At 70.5% G+C, this 14,112-nt stretch carries 18 protein-coding genes; 6 read left to right on the top strand and 12 right to left on the bottom strand.

What is annotated here, in order from left to right:
• Positions 1–196: 196 nt before the first annotated feature.
• Entirely contained in the window at positions 197–391 is a 195-nt protein-coding gene (locus LEP48_RS01300; RefSeq protein WP_225563708.1) for a hypothetical protein, read from the bottom strand.
• 103 nt (positions 392–494) lie between these two features.
• Between LEP48_RS01300 and LEP48_RS01295 the strand changes: the two genes are divergently transcribed.
• Positions 495–1,037 (top strand): hypothetical protein, encoded by a 543-nt coding sequence (locus LEP48_RS01295; RefSeq protein ID WP_225563707.1) that lies wholly within the window; start codon positions 495–497, stop codon positions 1,035–1,037.
• Positions 1,038–1,216: 179 nt separating this feature from the next.
• Positions 1,217–1,519, top strand: a complete 303-nt coding sequence (locus tag LEP48_RS01290; protein WP_225563706.1) for a hypothetical protein — start codon at positions 1,217–1,219, stop codon at positions 1,517–1,519.
• 45 nt (positions 1,520–1,564) lie between these two features.
• Here LEP48_RS01290 and LEP48_RS01285 read toward each other — a convergent pair whose 3' ends face one another.
• From LEP48_RS01285 to nrdI, 9 genes are all read right to left on the bottom strand, one after another.
• A complete protein-coding gene (locus LEP48_RS01285) occupies positions 1,565–2,350 on the bottom strand; it encodes a VG15 protein (protein WP_479691261.1) in 786 nt (261 codons plus the stop codon).
• The gene (locus LEP48_RS01280) at positions 2,347–3,768 is read right to left on the bottom strand and encodes a phage portal protein (protein ID WP_225563704.1); all 1,422 of its coding nucleotides are present in this window, start codon (positions 3,766–3,768) and stop codon (positions 2,347–2,349) included. Before LEP48_RS01280 ends, LEP48_RS01285 begins: the two co-directional genes overlap by 4 nt.
• 418 nt (positions 3,769–4,186) lie before the next feature.
• Entirely contained in the window at positions 4,187–4,330 is a 144-nt protein-coding gene (locus tag LEP48_RS01275) for a hypothetical protein (protein ID WP_225563703.1), read from the bottom strand.
• Complete coding sequence (locus LEP48_RS01270) at positions 4,330–5,022, bottom strand: hypothetical protein (RefSeq protein WP_225563702.1); 693 nt, start codon at positions 5,020–5,022, stop codon at positions 4,330–4,332. Before LEP48_RS01270 ends, LEP48_RS01275 begins: the two co-directional genes overlap by 1 nt.
• Positions 5,023–5,337: 315 nt before the next feature.
• Positions 5,338–5,481: a hypothetical protein gene (locus LEP48_RS01265; protein ID WP_225563701.1), complete on the bottom strand. Its 144-nt coding sequence runs from the start codon at positions 5,479–5,481 to the stop codon at positions 5,338–5,340.
• Between the two features lie 758 nt (positions 5,482–6,239).
• Entirely contained in the window at positions 6,240–8,024 is a 1,785-nt protein-coding gene (locus LEP48_RS01260; RefSeq protein WP_225563700.1) for a recombinase family protein, read from the bottom strand.
• 31 nt (positions 8,025–8,055) lie between these two features.
• Positions 8,056–8,184, bottom strand: a complete 129-nt coding sequence (locus LEP48_RS18315) for a hypothetical protein (protein ID WP_255640479.1) — start codon at positions 8,182–8,184, stop codon at positions 8,056–8,058.
• Between the two features lie 206 nt (positions 8,185–8,390).
• Positions 8,391–8,612: a hypothetical protein gene (locus tag LEP48_RS01255; protein WP_225563699.1), complete on the bottom strand. Its 222-nt coding sequence runs from the start codon at positions 8,610–8,612 to the stop codon at positions 8,391–8,393.
• 165 nt (positions 8,613–8,777) lie between these two features.
• Positions 8,778–9,245, bottom strand: a complete 468-nt coding sequence (gene nrdI / locus LEP48_RS01250) for a class Ib ribonucleoside-diphosphate reductase assembly flavoprotein NrdI (protein WP_225563698.1) — start codon at positions 9,243–9,245, stop codon at positions 8,778–8,780.
• Between the two features lie 177 nt (positions 9,246–9,422).
• Here nrdI and LEP48_RS01245 point away from each other — a divergent pair, with 177 nt between their 5' ends.
• Positions 9,423–10,262, top strand: a complete 840-nt coding sequence (locus LEP48_RS01245; protein WP_422723786.1) for an aldo/keto reductase — start codon at positions 9,423–9,425, stop codon at positions 10,260–10,262.
• 91 nt (positions 10,263–10,353) lie between these two features.
• Here the strand turns inward: LEP48_RS01245 and LEP48_RS01240 are convergent, their stop codons facing one another.
• Both LEP48_RS01240 and LEP48_RS01235 read right to left on the bottom strand, forming a co-directional pair.
• Complete coding sequence (locus LEP48_RS01240; RefSeq protein ID WP_225563696.1) at positions 10,354–11,223, bottom strand: ABC transporter permease; 870 nt, start codon at positions 11,221–11,223, stop codon at positions 10,354–10,356.
• Positions 11,220–12,179, bottom strand: a complete 960-nt coding sequence (locus LEP48_RS01235) for an ABC transporter ATP-binding protein (protein ID WP_225563695.1) — start codon at positions 12,177–12,179, stop codon at positions 11,220–11,222. Before LEP48_RS01235 ends, LEP48_RS01240 begins: the two co-directional genes overlap by 4 nt.
• A gap of 114 nt (positions 12,180–12,293) precedes the next feature.
• Here LEP48_RS01235 and LEP48_RS01230 point away from each other — a divergent pair, with 114 nt between their 5' ends.
• The 3 genes from LEP48_RS01230 to LEP48_RS01220 all read left to right on the top strand — a co-directional run bounded on the left by LEP48_RS01230 (position 12,294) and on the right by LEP48_RS01220 (position 14,045).
• On the top strand, positions 12,294–13,088 hold the full coding sequence (locus LEP48_RS01230; protein WP_225563694.1) for a TetR/AcrR family transcriptional regulator: 795 nt from the start codon (positions 12,294–12,296) through the stop codon (positions 13,086–13,088).
• Between the two features lie 71 nt (positions 13,089–13,159).
• Positions 13,160–13,429 carry an HPr family phosphocarrier protein gene (locus tag LEP48_RS01225; protein ID WP_225563693.1) on the top strand — a complete coding sequence of 90 codons (270 nt, stop codon included), beginning with the start codon at positions 13,160–13,162 and terminating at the stop codon, positions 13,427–13,429.
• 4 nt (positions 13,430–13,433) lie between these two features.
• Positions 13,434–14,045 carry a vitamin K epoxide reductase family protein gene (locus LEP48_RS01220; RefSeq protein WP_225563692.1) on the top strand — a complete coding sequence of 204 codons (612 nt, stop codon included), beginning with the start codon at positions 13,434–13,436 and terminating at the stop codon, positions 14,043–14,045.
• The last annotated feature ends 67 nt before the right edge of the window (positions 14,046–14,112 follow it).

The raw sequence follows: 14,112 nt of genomic DNA, 5'->3' as shown, positions 1-14,112 counted from the left end.
GTCCCGCTGGCCCCTCCGGCCCTTGCGACGCCTTCGCGTCGGCCACCGCGTACCCAACGACGGCTCCCGCGGCAGGGCCGACCGTCAACGAGCACGCAAGGGCGACTATCGCGAGTCGCCGACCGCCGGAGTTAGGCACGGACGGACAGTAGAACTCCGGGCGCCGGGCAGAAAGGATGAACTTTCGAAGCCGAGGCTACGCCGTCGCGCCGCGCGCGTCGAGCCACTCCGCCATCTCGCGCCAGCCAGCGCCGTAGGCCGCCAGGATCTCGGCCGCCTCGGCGTCTGTCGCTCCGGAGCCCTGGGCCTCCTGGACAGCCAGGAACGAGCCCTCGGCAAGGGCGGCTTGGATGCGGGGGCGCGCGTTGCGGAGGGCATCGGCGGGCGTCATGAGGCGAGCATATGGGCAGCGTCTGACGCACCGGACGCAACCGAGTGCCCGAAGGCCGCGCTTCAACCTTGGCGAGCAAGAGCATCGCCGCCATACTTCGAACATGCTCTTTGACTTCGAAGCGTTCGGGCGGCAGGTCTACCGCGAAGAGAACTCGATGACCATGTTCCTGAAGGGACATCTTTGGGTCGAGCACGCAATGGACGAGACCCTTCGTCGACATTTCAAACGCCCGACAGCGCTCGGCGACCGGTTCACCTTCTCGCAGAAAGCGAGAATGGTCGACGCCATCGGCCTTGCATCATCGGAACTTATGAGCAGCATTCGAATCATGAATCGCGACAGAAACAACGCGGTTCACAATCTTGAATTCGAGATGACCGACGAAGACCTCGCCAGAATCAATCAGCTTGTCCGAAAGCATGGACCTGGACACCCCGGGCCAAGCGACGCCGAGACCGATCGTCACAAAATGTCCATGGCCGCCTGGTTCTTTATGGTGGTAACCATTCTGGGAATCGATATCAAGTTTGAGGAATATCTCGCCACCTCAACGTCTGACCAATTCCGGGTCGGTATCGACGAGATCTGGCACGGGATGGACGATAAAGTGAAGGAAGAATTTTCGGCACTAGCATCCCACTAGCAGCGCGGGCGAACTGCCGGCTCGACGCAATTGAGCACCTTGCCTTGCGGGCACCGACCCGGGGCGGCCGCTGAAGACTGCACCAGCACTATGTTCCGCCCTCGTGGCGCGCGAAGGACCACCGGATGTCAGGGCATTGCCCCGCGGAGTGTGTCAGCGGCCGCAGGGATGATCGCGGGATGGATCCCAGCGACGTACAGATTGAGCCGCACGACCCGGCTGCGTGGCGCGAGATGCCGGACCGCGATGCGTGCATCCTCGTGGGCAAGCGGCCCGAGGGAGTGACCTACTGGCTCACGGTGAACCCCGATATCCCAGACGAGCGCGTGGACACCGTGCGGTCGTGGGCCGCGGGGCTGCTGTCTCGGATTGGCGAGCATGGTTTCGAACGAGCCATGGAGATGGACGGTTGGCAACACCGCAGCGACGGCGATTGGCAGTTGTGGGGCCGTTCGGTGCTCCTGCCAGATCCGGGCGTGTAAACGGCGGAAGGCCCCGGCCCTCGGGTGTGAGGGTCGGGGCCTTTGTCACGCCGTGGGCGGGCGGTAGGCGTCCAGCGTTCCGGCGCGCTCGGCCGCGAGGACAGAGCGGAGCGATAGCGGCTGCCCCCCGAAGCGGTGCCCGTCGGGGTAGACGAATTCTTGACGGTCGACGGCCAAATAGAGCCCGTACGCCTCGCGGGCCTCCGGGGAGGGTCCGCGGTCCCGGAAGACCGCCCGGGCGCCGCAGGTACAGCCAGGGTGTCGGGCGAAGGATCCCGAAAGCACGTCGTACACCGGCCCGCGGGCGATGAGGACTAGGCATCGGTGGCACGTCGTGCCGACGTCGTCGAAACGCTCCCAGCCGACCGCACGGGGGTCACGACGAACCGCGGTCGTGACCGTGTCCGTGGCGCCGTAGGCGGCGAGAGTGGCCGCCCTGGCCGAGGCCGCCGCGAGGACCGCCTGGGCGGTCGTCAGGCTCGACGTGGCCTCCGAGGCGAGGCGTCGAGTCACGGTCTCATCCACGGCCGCGAGGATGGCGCCAGGGTCGGCAGTCGCGACGCGTGCGAAATCCGCGGGCAGGGGGCCGAGCCCCGCAGCCTTGCGCGCGAGGTCGTACGCGCGGAGGGCGTCGGCGGCGTTGTCGCCGTATCCGACCAGGACAACCTCCACGACGTCCGCGAGGAACCGCGCCCGGGACATCGAGGACCCGAAGGTCCCAGGCGCCACTCGGCCTCGCCAGAGGGCGCCGAGGGCTTCGCCGACCCGGTCGGACCGGGCGGCGACGGCCTTTCGGAGCGCCTCCCAGGCGGCGACTTCCTCGGGTGTCACGCAGCCTCGGAGAGGACCGCCGCGCCGTCGGCGGGTTCGGAGGGCTCGGCCGCGGTCGTGCCGCCACGGACGTAGTCGGAGGCGAGCCTCACGGTCCCGTCGCGCTCGGCGGCCAGGGCGCGCCAGGTCTCCAGGTCATCCGCAGTGGCGCCGGGGATCGTGGCAACCAGGGCGGGCCAAGTCGCCTCCGGCGGAAGGCCGAGGGCTCCGACTGCGGTCGCTAGGGCGGTCACCGTGGCCTGGACGGACTCGGCTTCGACGGTCTCCCAGGTGACGCGGGAGGCATTATCAGAGGCGGCGCGGGAGTCGCCGGTGACCTTGGCCGCGAGGCGGAGGACTTGCTCCCAGGCCTCGCCGAACGAAGCCGACAGGGAGCGGATCCGGCGATCCATCAGGCTGGACGACGTCGCCGCGGCGCCTGCCTTGGCGCCCGCGACGTCCAGACCCTCCACGAGGCCCGGTTGGACTCCCGCGAGGACCGCCATGGCGGTCCGTGCGTCGGCGATGTTCGCCAGAACGCCGCTCGGGTCGCTCTGGGCGAAGTCGCCGAACTTGGCATCCGTTGAGTCCGAGACCCATAGCCGGCTCACGGCTGCCTCGAACGGTTCCAGCGGCTCGCCTGTCTCCTCGTCCACCGGGATGGCAAGGCCGGTCGCCCAACGCTGGCGGAAGGAGGCGTACTGCTGGACGACCTCCAGGGAGAGCAGAGCACGGTTCAAGCGATCGGCCTGGGGCTTCAGCGTCGACGCGAGGCCTTGGCAGGGGGCGCCGAACCGCTCAACGAAGCGGACGAAGGGCACGACGCCGAGGCCGTGTGGCACCGGCTCGCTAGCAGCGAGGCCGTCGGTGTTGGTGGATCGGTCGGCCTCTTCGAAGCGCTGGCGGTGTGACGGCGTCCAGACGTCGTAGATGTTCCGGGTGACTCCGTTGGAGTCGGTGCCGCGGCCCACGTGGTGGATAGCTTCAATGGGCCACTCGGCGTCAGCGCTCGCGTAGAGGGCGAGGACGGAATCGAACCCGCACGGGGTGATGGCGGCGACGTCGCCGCGGTTGCCGCTGGGCACGACGCGGACGTAGGACACCCCAGCCGCGAGAGCGTCGAAGTGCACGCCGTCCTGCCTGGCGTCCAGGCCGTTCGCCTGCCAGTTTGCCCACGGGGCAGCGTTCTCGCTTGTCCCGGAAGTGCGGAAGCCGACGACTCGAAGGGGCGCCGAAAGGGTCTGGAGGACGGCAGGGATCCGGTGCTCACGGGAGGACTCGGCGAGGGCGCGGAACTCCCGGCCGACGCGACGGGGCATGTACGGCAGGTCGTGGTCACCCGTGTAGGCATAGCGGCGCGCGAGGTCGAGCCGGGCGCCTGGGCGCTTCTCCGCGTCGAGCATCTCGACAAGTTCACGGGCTCGGGCGGTGGTTGTCACAGAATTCTCCAGTGGGCGGGGCCGGAGGGCGTGCCCTCCGGGCAGGCGTAGGCTTCGAACGTGCGTTCGAAGGGCTTGGAACAGGTGCCGCTGCACGAGCACGCGACGGACGCGCCGCGGTCGGCGCGCGACGGTGCACGCCAGGCGCGGCCTTCGGAGCCGGTGCCGGTGCGGGTGTGGGTCGTGAGCGGGCGCGGTAGGGAGTTCCTCGCCGAGACAGCGGAGGCAGATGCATGGACGGTGTGCGATCACCCGCAGGTCCACGTTCGCTACATCGATCCGGGCGGACGGGAGGGGTTCGCGTGGGTCTGGGCGTCCGCGGTGCGGCGGGTTTGATTGCGACCTCCAAACCCGCGCGTACAGGGAGGTGCCATGCCACTCCGGGAGTGGAGACGCGGCGTCGCGCCTCCCCCGGGGGTCAGCGGCGGGCAGCCGCCGCGATCGCGTCCAGGTCCTCGGCAGTCATCTCGCCGAGAGCGGCACGCTCCGCGCGAGCGTGGTCCTCTTCGCGCTGGCGGAGAGCGGTGGCGACGCGCTCGGCACGGTCGAAACCGACGGGCATCAGATTTGCCTCCACTCGGGCTCTGCGGTGCCGTTCAGCGTCTCGACGTGCTGAATGAGCGCGGCAAGATGCTCGCTCCCGGCCGGGGTGTTCACAACGAAGGTCCGAGGCTTGGTGCGGTCGCCGTTGACGTACTCGTCAGCCGCGGTGACGGTCAGCGCCTCGGTCAGAGATGCAATCGCCTCGGTCGCCTGGTTCACGGCGACCGCCCGAGCAGCGGCATACGCTTCGCGGCGTCGGGTCACAAGGTCTTCGGTCACGTCGTAGATGACGCGCACCGCATCGTGCTCGGCACCAACCTTCGCGCGCTCGGCCGCTACCTCGGCGCGCCGGGCGTCGCGCTGAGCAACCTCGGCACCCTCGACCTCGCCGGGAGTGGAGTCCGAGGGCAGGGCAGCACGGTCGGCGCGGGCGGCGCGGAAAGCCGCGACCGCGGCGTTGTGCGCCGTGCGCTCCTCCGCGAGAGCCTGGAGGGCCTCGCCGGTGCCGGGCGCGGCCAGCGGGCCATCCTTGAACGCAGGCGGCAGGTCGCGGAGTGCGGTGGTCCTCCGGAGGTCGCCAGAGAGAACCTCGCGGAGGGACTCCGGATGCAGGGCGACACTCACGTTGTAGTGACCGGTGGGCGGGAGAAGGTCGGCCAGACTCACCAGGCCGGGCGCGGTCGTGATGTTGCGGGACTTGCTAGCGGCCACGGTGGGCCTCCTTGCGGGTGAGAGTGGGACAGGACGAGACAAGGTGCTCTAGGACGACCTCGGCGGCGTCCAGCCCGCGAGCCTGGCCGTCGTCCTGGGACGGCACGCTCCAGATGCGGAGGGCTCCTTCGCCCGGGTGCAACCGGAGCGATGGGGCGTCGGAGGGCGCCGGGCTCGGCGGGCTCACCGAACGAACGGGGCGGGCGGGACGCTCGGGAGCGTCGGCCCGTGGGACGTGCGTCCCGGACGCCAGGGACACGGGCGTGTAGAACGGCCGGGACCAGCGGTGCCATGACCCGGACGTCAGGGAGCGGCTCACGGGACGATGCCTGCGGCTCGCGCGGCGGCCTCGGTGTGCTCGGCGTGCTCGGGGCTCCCTGGCTCCGCGAAGGCGGCTCGGGCTAGGAGCATTCCCACGGACTCCTCGGGGATCTCTGTCTCGTTGACGTCGTCAGCCATGGTCGGCTCGTTCCGTTCCCGCGGGCGTCTCCCGCGTCAAGTCAGTGGGGCGGAGCGTGGTACCGCTCAACGCCGGTACGAAGAAAGGCCCCGGCCTCCCGAGCGACTGGACTCGCTACGAGGGAGGCCGGGGCCTGGACGCGCTCAACGCTGGGGTGGCGGCAGCGGAGAGCGAGTGGAACGCGCCGGTCCAGCGGCGCGGGCGAATTAGAGGCCGAGGACCGTGACTTTGCGAGCGCGGGCGGCGGCCGCCTTGCAACGTGAAGAGCAGTACCGTGCATCACGGCGAACGCCTGGGAGGAGGCCCTCCGTGCAGTCCGGTGCGTGGCAGTGCCTCGGTGTCATAGCGGGTGGCCTCCAAGTTCAGCCGGGGCGGCGCTCGGCAGCGTCGCGCGATTCGTTCTCCGTAGAGACAGTGCGCAGGGGGTTGCCCGTAGCGGCCACTAGCCGGCTTCCGGTGCTAATTCGCACGCCGCCCGCCGCGTCGCCGTGGAACGGGTGCCGGGTGGGGTATGGCGGGGTGTACGGAATGGCTACATCCCTATGTTCTCTCTCAAGACGTCGTCGTCTAGAGAGAGAACATAGGGATGTAGCCATTCGGTACACCCGAGTAAACGAGGATGAGCGGGACGCCTTCCCCGGCGACCGCACCCGGCGCGTATGACGCCCTAGGAAATGCAGACAAATCTGTAGAGACGACGAAAGCCTGGCGCCCGGGGATCGGGCGTCGAGCCTTCGTTCAGGGCCGCAAGAGGGCGTCAGCGTTTCAAGCCGCCTCGCCGCTTCTCTCCCCACGGACGATCCGAGACGGGCGACGGGGCACCGGTGGAATCAGCGTCGATGGGCGCCGAGGTATGCGCCCAGGTGACCGTCACGCGCTCCGGAGAAAACCTCACGCCGCGCCGACCAGCACGGGTGACGGTCACGCGCTCCACGACCGACTCGATCACGCGGCGACGTGCGAGCGTGTCTAGGGCCTCCCACGCATCCTCCGTACCCGCAGCGTCGAGGAGTGCTCCAACGTCGGGCGTTCCTCCGCCAGCATCGGCGACGTCCCGCTCGGCTACCTCGACCGCCTTTCGGGCACGGGGCATCTCGACCGCGGCGTCCTCCTCCAGGAAGACACCCGCGGCCACCAAGCGCCGGATGCGCTCCAAATTCGCCCGGGCGGCGTTCAAGGCGGCCTCCGCACTCTTCAGCGCGTCGCGAGTGGCTGGATCCTCGGTCGCGGCCCACACCGCGGAAGCGGCCCATAGGGCGTCATCCTCCGGCGTGAGGCTCGCAATGTACGAGCGCACTCGCCAGCCGACATAGTCGTCTAGGTCGAGGAGCGGGGCCGAAAAGCCGGGGCAGCGGCTCCCGCCTTGGGCCGCGGAGGAACAACGGTAATAGCGATACCGCGTGCCGTCCTTCTTCTTCGCATTGTTCACGACGCACCGGGAGCCGCACGAGGAACACACGAGGCGTGTACCCAAAAGCGACGTTGGTTGATTGGCGACGTGACGACGGGGCCGACCCTGGACGGTCGGCACCGCGCCAACGGCCTCTGCCGTCCGGGCATCGAGGTGCGCGAGGATGAGAAGCCGCTCCTCGGGCGTCACCACGCCTTCACCGATGCTCACGGGCTCGCCCGTCTCCGTCGAACGGTAGACCTCGGCGACAGCGGGCCACGGCAGGAGTTTCCCGTCCCCATCCCGCTTGCGGTGACGGATGCCTTGCAGCCCTGCCCACGACGGTTGACGTACGAGGTTCGCCAGGCTCGGCACCCTCCAGCCCTGGGGCGCGCTCACCACGTCCTCCGGGCCATTGCGAGCCTTGCGGGTGACCCGCGCGCCCCACTCGACGCCGGAGGCAAGGGGCGTCACTTGGCGCGCGTTCAAATCGTTCACGACCGACCACAAGGACGCGCCCGCAAGGAGAGCCTCGGCCGCCTTGCGCGCCTCTGGATACGTCACAGGGTCATGCACCAAGCGACCCGTCTTTACGGGGTCACCCGTCACAGGGTCCGGCACCGACTCGACGCGGAGCCCCCAGGGCGGGCGGCCACCCAGCCAACGACCCTCCTCGCGGCGGTAGCGCTTCGTCCGGGCAATGTTGTCTCCGAGACGCTCCGAGTAATCGCGCGCCACCTCGCCGCGAATGATGGTCGTCATGCGCTGCTTCTCGTCGGACGTGTCGACGCCGTCGCACGTCAAGACGCGGCGGCCCGTCGCGGCATGCTTGGTGAGCATGTTCCCGAGCGTGTCCGCGCCGCGACGGTCGGCGCGATCGAGGGCGTAGGCAATCACCGTCCGGAAACGGTCGCCCTTGTCGAGGGCGGCGAGGGCCGCCTCCCATTGAGGCCGCTTTTTGCCACTCCGCGCGGACGCTCCGGTCCCCTCCCGCTCCGCGTAGACCTCAACAACGTGAAGGCTCTCCCTCGTCGCGAGGGCGCGCGCCTCCGCCTCCTGTTCGGCGAGTGTCCGGTTTCCGGTCTTCGCAGCGGAGGAGCGGCGCACGTAAAGGGCGCAGCACCTTCCCGGGGTCGGCGCGTCCGTCGTCATGGGGAAAGTTTAGTGCTACTGTCAACGACGTTCAGAAGTCGAGCACCACGACCTTGCCGCGCAGGTCCGCGAGCGAGACGTCGCGCCCGCCGGTGTTGAGCCAGCCGCGCCCGACCAGCTCGGAGGCGCGGACACGGGGCAGACGAGACGAGGAAGCCACCCGGCCATTCTGGGGCATCGTGTGGGGCGGCTGGCACGGCCCGAGCCCGCCCGGAGGCGGCGCGTGCGGAGACACCCGACCCACCTCATCGTGGCCGGGCGTGTGCCGCGAGCCATTGCGCCAGCGTTTCCAGCAGCAGGCGGACGGTCATACCCGCAGCATTCGAGCCTTGCCGGAAGGTGGCGGTGGCGCCCACGGTCCCTGCGTCAGAGGGCGGTGACCGCTCCCACGACCGCGACCTGCACGGGGACGCCGTCGATGACGGGGGGGACGTCCTTGCGGGCGCTCAGCGTGTAGACGTTGACCCGCAGCACCCAGTCCGACTCGTCGCCGCGTTGGGCGAGCCCGACGCCGCACACCCCCTCGACGCTCTCGAGCGCGGCGCGCAGGGCGGGCTTGGCGGCCCGTGCCTTGTCGATCGTGACCATGGAACACCTCCGGGTCCCTCTATTGTGCCCCCGCCGCCGACGCCCGGCCCAGGGGTGGGTACGGGGTGGGTACGGGGTGGGTGCAGGGCGGGTGCGGTTCCGGGCGGGGCGGCCGGTCCACGCTGACGTCCGGCGCGTCGTCGACGCCGGGCCACCCCGCCGGGCTCAGGCGGGCGTCCGCGCGTGCCCTGCCCGGATCCGGCGGTCGAGAGCGGCGAGGGTCTCGCGTGCCTGCTCGACGTCCCACCGCGTGCCCTGGAGCTCGAACTCGAACAGCACCGGGCGCCCCGACGCCTGCGCCACCTGCCGGGCGGCCGCCTGGTAGTGCGTGCCGAAGTTGCGGTTGCCCGACCCCATGACGCCCACCAGTCGACGGCGTGTGACGGGGTGGCGCAGGAACCGGCGCACCGGCTCGGGCAGGGTGTCGTTGTCCGGGTTGCCCGTCTTGTACGACGGCGTCACGAGCACCCACGGGCCGGTGGGCACGGACCCGCGCACCTCACGGTCGGCCAGGTCGTGCGCGGGCCGCCCGAGGCGCTCGCAGAACTGCCGCACCATCCCCGAGGCGGACGACGCGAAGTAGACCTGGACCTCGGACGGCGGCGGGTCCGGCAGCACCTGGTCGAGCGACATCGGACCTCCTCGCGGGGTGGCCGCTGGGCGGCCGGGACGACGCTCCCAGCGTGCTCCTGAAGGGCGCCCGCGGGCCAGTGCGGGCGCGATGGGATCGATCACGCACGCCGGTCATCTCGATCGCCGGTCCCGCGACGGCCGCTGCGAGGACTCCCGGCGCGGGACAGGATGGGACGTATGAGCACCACGATCCCCACCCTTGCCCTCAACAACGGCACGACGATCCCGCAGCTCGGCTTCGGCACGTTCAAGATCCCGCCGGAGCAGACCCGCGACCTGGTGCTGACCGCCCTCGAGACGGGTTACCGGCATCTCGACACCGCGCAGATGTACCGCAACGAGCGGGGCGTGGGAGAGGCGATCGCGGCGTCCGGCGTCGCGCGCGACGAGCTGTTCGTCACCACCAAGCTCAACAACGCGTTCCACGCGCACGACGACGCGCACGCCGCGTTCGACCGCTCGCTCGACGAGCTGGGGCTGGACCACGTGGACCTGTTCCTCATCCACTGGCCGCTGCCCGCCGTGGACAGGTACGTGGAGGCGTGGGGTGCCCTGGAGGAGATCTACCGCTCGGGGCGTGCCCGGGCGATCGGGGTCTCCAACTTCGAACCCCACCACCTGCGCCGCCTGCTCGCGGAGACCACGGTGGTGCCGGCCGTCAACCAGGTGGAGGTGCACCCGTGGCTCGGCAACGAGGACGTGCGCGCCGTCGACGCCGAGCACGACATCGTCACGGAGGCGTGGTCCCCGCTCGGGCGCGGCGCCGTCCTCGCGGACCCGACGATCGTGCGCATCGCCGCCGACCACGGCCGCACGCCCGCCCAGGTGGTGCTGCGCTGGCACCTGCAGCGCGGGGACGTCGTCTTCCCCAAGTCGGTGACGCCGTCGCGCATCGAGGAGAACTTCGCCCTGTTCGACTTCGAGCTCAGCGCCGCCGACCTGGCCGACATCACCGCGCTGGACCGGGGCGAGCGCGTCGGCTCGCACCCGGACGAGATGAACAACACCGGCCGCTGAGGTCTCCTCCCGCGAGATCGAGGTACCCGTGCCGAGATCGACCTTCTGAAGGTCGATCTCGGCACGGGTACCTCGATCCGCGGGGCGGGGCTCAGACCGCCCTGCGGGTGGAGCGGATGCCGACGACGAGGCCGACGGCGCACGTCACGGCCGCCGCCACGGCCCCCCACAGCACCGCCGGGTCGTCGAACGTGCCGGCGAACAGCGCCCGCTCGGCGTCGACCATGTACGTGAGCGGGTTGAACAGCGCCGCGGTCTGCATCCACGATGGCGCGGCCTCGAGTGGCAGCATCATCCCGGACAGGATGAGCAGCGGGAACAGCAACGACTGCTGCACCCCCCAGAACAGCCACTCGCGGCCCTTGGCCGCCTGCGCCAGCGAGTGCGACAGCGCCCCGACCCCGATGCCGAAGATGCCGAGCAGCACCAGACCGGTGAGTGCCGGCAGCACGTGGAACCGGAACCCGAACGGGATGCACACCACCGCGATGAGCAGCCCCTGCACCAGCAGCGGCGCGAACTCCTTGAGCGCCCGTCCCACGAGGATCGCCGACCGGTCGAGCGGCGTGGCGAGCACCCGTTCGTACGAGCCGGTCATGATCTCGTAGAGCAGGTTCGAGCCCGCCATCGAGGTGCCGAACAGCGAGATCATCACGATGACGCCGGGCACGAACCACTGCAGGGTGTCGGCGGTGCTGGCGCCCTCGCCGCCGAACCCGCCGCCGAACGTGCCGGTGAGCAGCGGCCCGAACAGCCCCAGGAAGATCAGCGGCTGGAGCAGCGAGAAGATCAGCGTGAACGGGTCGCGCAGCACCAGCAGGATCTCGCGCGTGAACACGGCGCCCGTGTCCGCGAGGAACTTGCCCGGGCCGGTGCGGCTGACGATCCGCGGAGCCTCGTGGACGGGCGCCGGCGTGACGATCGTGGAGGTCGTGGTCGGGGGATCGGTCGGGCGGCTCATGCTGCCGCCTCCTCTCGCAGGCTGCGTCCGGTGAGGTTGAGGAAGACGTCGTCGAGGCTGGCCCGGCGCACGTCCGCCGACGTGGTCGGGACGCCGGCGAGGCGCAGCGCCTCGATGGCCCCCGGCAGGGCGGCCGCGCCGTGCGCCGTCGCGACCTGGACCATCAGCCCCCCGTCGTGGGGCCGCGTGGTCACCTCGCCGAGCCCGACGGGGAGCGCCTGCCGGACGGCGGCCTCGTCCCCGTCGACGACGAGCGTGAGACGGTCGTCGGCGTGCTCGCGCTTGAGCGCGTCCGGCGCGGCGTCCGCGATGATCTGGCCGTGGTCGATGACGACGACGCGCTCGGCCATGCTGTCCGCCTCGTCGAGGTAGTGCGTGGTGAGCACGACCGTCATGCCGTACCGCTCGCGCATCGCCGAGATGTGCTCCCACAGGTTGGCCCGCGAGTGCGGGTCGAGGCCCGTGGTGGGTTCGTCGAGGAACAGCAGGGGCGGGTGGTTCATGAGGCCGAGCGCCACGTCCAGGCGGCGGCGCTGACCGCCGGAGAGCGACTGCACCGACCGCTTCTCGAGCCCGCCCAGCTCCAGGGCCGCCAGGAGGTCGGCCGCGCGCTCGGTGTAGACGGCGGACGACAGGCCGTAGAACCGGCCCTGGTTGTGCAGCTCGTCGCGCACCCGGTAGCTGAACCCGCCGCCGTTGCCCTGCCCGATGAACCCGATCCTGGCGCGCACCTGCGCCGGGCTGCGGGCGACGTCGTGCCCCGCCACCTCCGCCTCGCCCGCCGTCGGCTCCAGCAGCGAGGTCAGCATCCTCAGGGTCGTCGACTTGCCCGCCCCGTTGGGGCCGAGGAAGGCGACGAGCTCGCCCTCGGCCACGTCGACGTCGATGCCCTTGACGGCCTCGACCACCTCCTTGCCCCGTCGGAACGTCTTGGTCAGTCCCCGTGCTCGGATCATCGTCCCACCCACTCTCGTACGCTGTACTGGATCATGGTTCGAGGCTAGACCGAGGCACCGACAGCCACCTCGGCCCACCCCTCGACCCAGCCGCCACGGTGGGAGGATGCGGGCATGTCGAACGCCGAGCCGCACGCCGAGGACCCCGAGGCGGAGCAACAGGTCCCCCGCCCGCCCGACGTCGTGCGGCGCCTCGCGCTGCTGTGGGACCCGCCGCAGCCGTCCGGGCGCGGGCGCAAGGCGCGGCTCACGCTGGAGCAGGTCGTCGGGGCGGGGATCGAGGTGGCGCACGCCGAGGGCCTCGAAGGCCTGTCGATGCGCAAGGTCGCGGCGAGGCTCGGCGTCGGCGCGATGTCCCTCTACACGTACGTGCCGGGGCGCACCGAGCTGGTCGACCTCATGATCGACCGCGCCTTCGCCGAGCTCGACCTGCCCGACCCGGGCACCGGCTGGCGCGAGGGCCTGACCCGGTACGCGCACCAGCAGTGGGACCTCTTCGGGCGCCACCCGTGGATCCTGCAGACGAGCATGTGGCGGCTCCCGCCGACGCCGTCGGTCCTGGACGCCCAGGAGGCCGGTCTGCGCACCCTGGTCGACACGGGCCTGCCCGAGGCGCAGGTGGTGGAGATCGTCGGGCTGCTCGACGCGTTCGTCCGGGGGCTCGCGCGCGCGGCCGTCGCGGAGGCCGTCGACAAGGCGAGCTCCGGGCAGAGCAACGACGAGTACTGGACGTCGATGAGCAGCTTCTGGGTGGACTACTTCGACCAGGAGCGTTACCCGACGATGACGCGGATCTGGAACGCCGGCGGCTTCGACACGTCGAGCCGGGGCCCGCTGACGGGGCCGCTGGAGCGGTTGCTCGACGCCGTCGGGTCGGCGATCGAGCGCGCGCGCCAGAGCGACGGCTGAGCCCCCTTCCCAACCGCCCGCGGCATCCCTACGATGAACTGGTCCAGACCACCTGTCGCACCGGAGGAACCGTGGAACGCACCGTCGTCGTCGCCATCACCGAGGGCCTGCACGCACGCCCCGCCGCACTGTTCGCCCAGAAGGCCGGCGCCCAGCCCGTCGGGGTCCAGATCGCCAAGACGGGCGGCGACCCGGTCGACGCCGCGAGCATCCTCGGCATCATGACGCTCGGCGCAGGGGCCGGCGACGAGGTCGTGCTGAGCACCGACGCCGACGGCGCGGACGCCACGGCCGCCCTCGACGCCCTCGTCGAGTTCCTCTCGCAGGAGGAAGTAGCCTGACGCCGTGACGCAGCGACCCGGCGGTTTCTTCCACTCGGCACGCTGGCTGTTCGGGGAGATGCTCGTCGGGGCGCTGATCGGCCTGGTCGCCGCGTTCGTGCTGTCGGTCGACGCGGTGGAGCTGGCCGCGAACCCGGACGCCGCACTGTCGTGCAACATCAACGCGGTGCTGTCCTGCGGCGCCGTGGGGACGTCGTGGCAGGCGAGCCTGTTCGGGTTCCCCAACGCGTTCCTCGGGCTCGTCGCGGAGTCCGTGGTCATCACCGTGGCGGTGTCGGGGCTGGCGGGGGTGCGGTTCCCGCGGTGGTTCATGACGGCCGCGCAGACCGTCTACCTGCTGGGCCTCGTCTTCGCCTACTGGCTCTTCTGGCAGTCGATGTTCGTCATCGGCGCCCTGTGCCCGTGGTGCCTGACCATCACCGTCTCGACGACCCTCGTGTTCGTCTCGATGCTCCACTGGAACATCCTCGAGGACAACCTCTACTGGCCCCGGTGGCTGCAGTCCTGGGCCATGTCCCTGGTGCGGTCCGGCGCGTTCGGCATCCTCACCGCGGCGTGGTTCCTGCTGCTCGCCGCCGGGGTGCTGCTGAAGTACGGCGCCGCCCTCTTCGGCTGAGTGTTGTGAGCGGGCGTTTGGCCCCCTTCTCGGACGAGAAGGGGGCCAAACGCCCGCTCACAACACT

This window comes from Isoptericola luteus, assembly GCF_020297055.1.
Taxonomy (GTDB): Bacteria; Actinomycetota; Actinomycetes; order Actinomycetales; family Cellulomonadaceae; genus Isoptericola; species Isoptericola luteus.
The sequence above is the reverse complement of the archived record's forward strand: the minus strand, read 5'-3'. Positions and strand labels throughout refer to the sequence as shown.

Excerpts from the sequence above, each read along its gene's own strand:
- LEP48_RS01300 (WP_225563708.1), bottom strand. The coding sequence starts at position 391 with ATGACGCCCGCCGATGCCCTCCGCAACGCGCGCCCCCGCATCCAAGCC.
- LEP48_RS01295 (WP_225563707.1), top strand. The coding sequence starts at position 495 with ATGCTCTTTGACTTCGAAGCGTTCGGGCGGCAGGTCTACCGCGAAGAG.
- LEP48_RS01290 (WP_225563706.1), top strand. The coding sequence starts at position 1,217 with ATGGATCCCAGCGACGTACAGATTGAGCCGCACGACCCGGCTGCGTGG.
- LEP48_RS01275 (WP_225563703.1), bottom strand. The coding sequence starts at position 4,330 with ATGCCCGTCGGTTTCGACCGTGCCGAGCGCGTCGCCACCGCTCTCCGC.
- LEP48_RS01265 (WP_225563701.1), bottom strand. The coding sequence starts at position 5,481 with ATGGCTGACGACGTCAACGAGACAGAGATCCCCGAGGAGTCCGTGGGA.
- LEP48_RS01260 (WP_225563700.1), bottom strand. The coding sequence starts at position 8,024 with ATGACGACGGACGCGCCGACCCCGGGAAGGTGCTGCGCCCTTTACGTG.
- LEP48_RS01255 (WP_225563699.1), bottom strand. The coding sequence starts at position 8,612 with ATGGTCACGATCGACAAGGCACGGGCCGCCAAGCCCGCCCTGCGCGCC.
- nrdI (WP_225563698.1), bottom strand. The coding sequence starts at position 9,245 with ATGTCGCTCGACCAGGTGCTGCCGGACCCGCCGCCGTCCGAGGTCCAG.
- LEP48_RS01245 (WP_422723786.1), top strand. The coding sequence starts at position 9,423 with ATGAGCACCACGATCCCCACCCTTGCCCTCAACAACGGCACGACGATC.
- LEP48_RS01240 (WP_225563696.1), bottom strand. The coding sequence starts at position 11,223 with ATGAGCCGCCCGACCGATCCCCCGACCACGACCTCCACGATCGTCACG.
- LEP48_RS01235 (WP_225563695.1), bottom strand. The coding sequence starts at position 12,179 with ATGATCCGAGCACGGGGACTGACCAAGACGTTCCGACGGGGCAAGGAG.
- LEP48_RS01230 (WP_225563694.1), top strand. The coding sequence starts at position 12,294 with ATGTCGAACGCCGAGCCGCACGCCGAGGACCCCGAGGCGGAGCAACAG.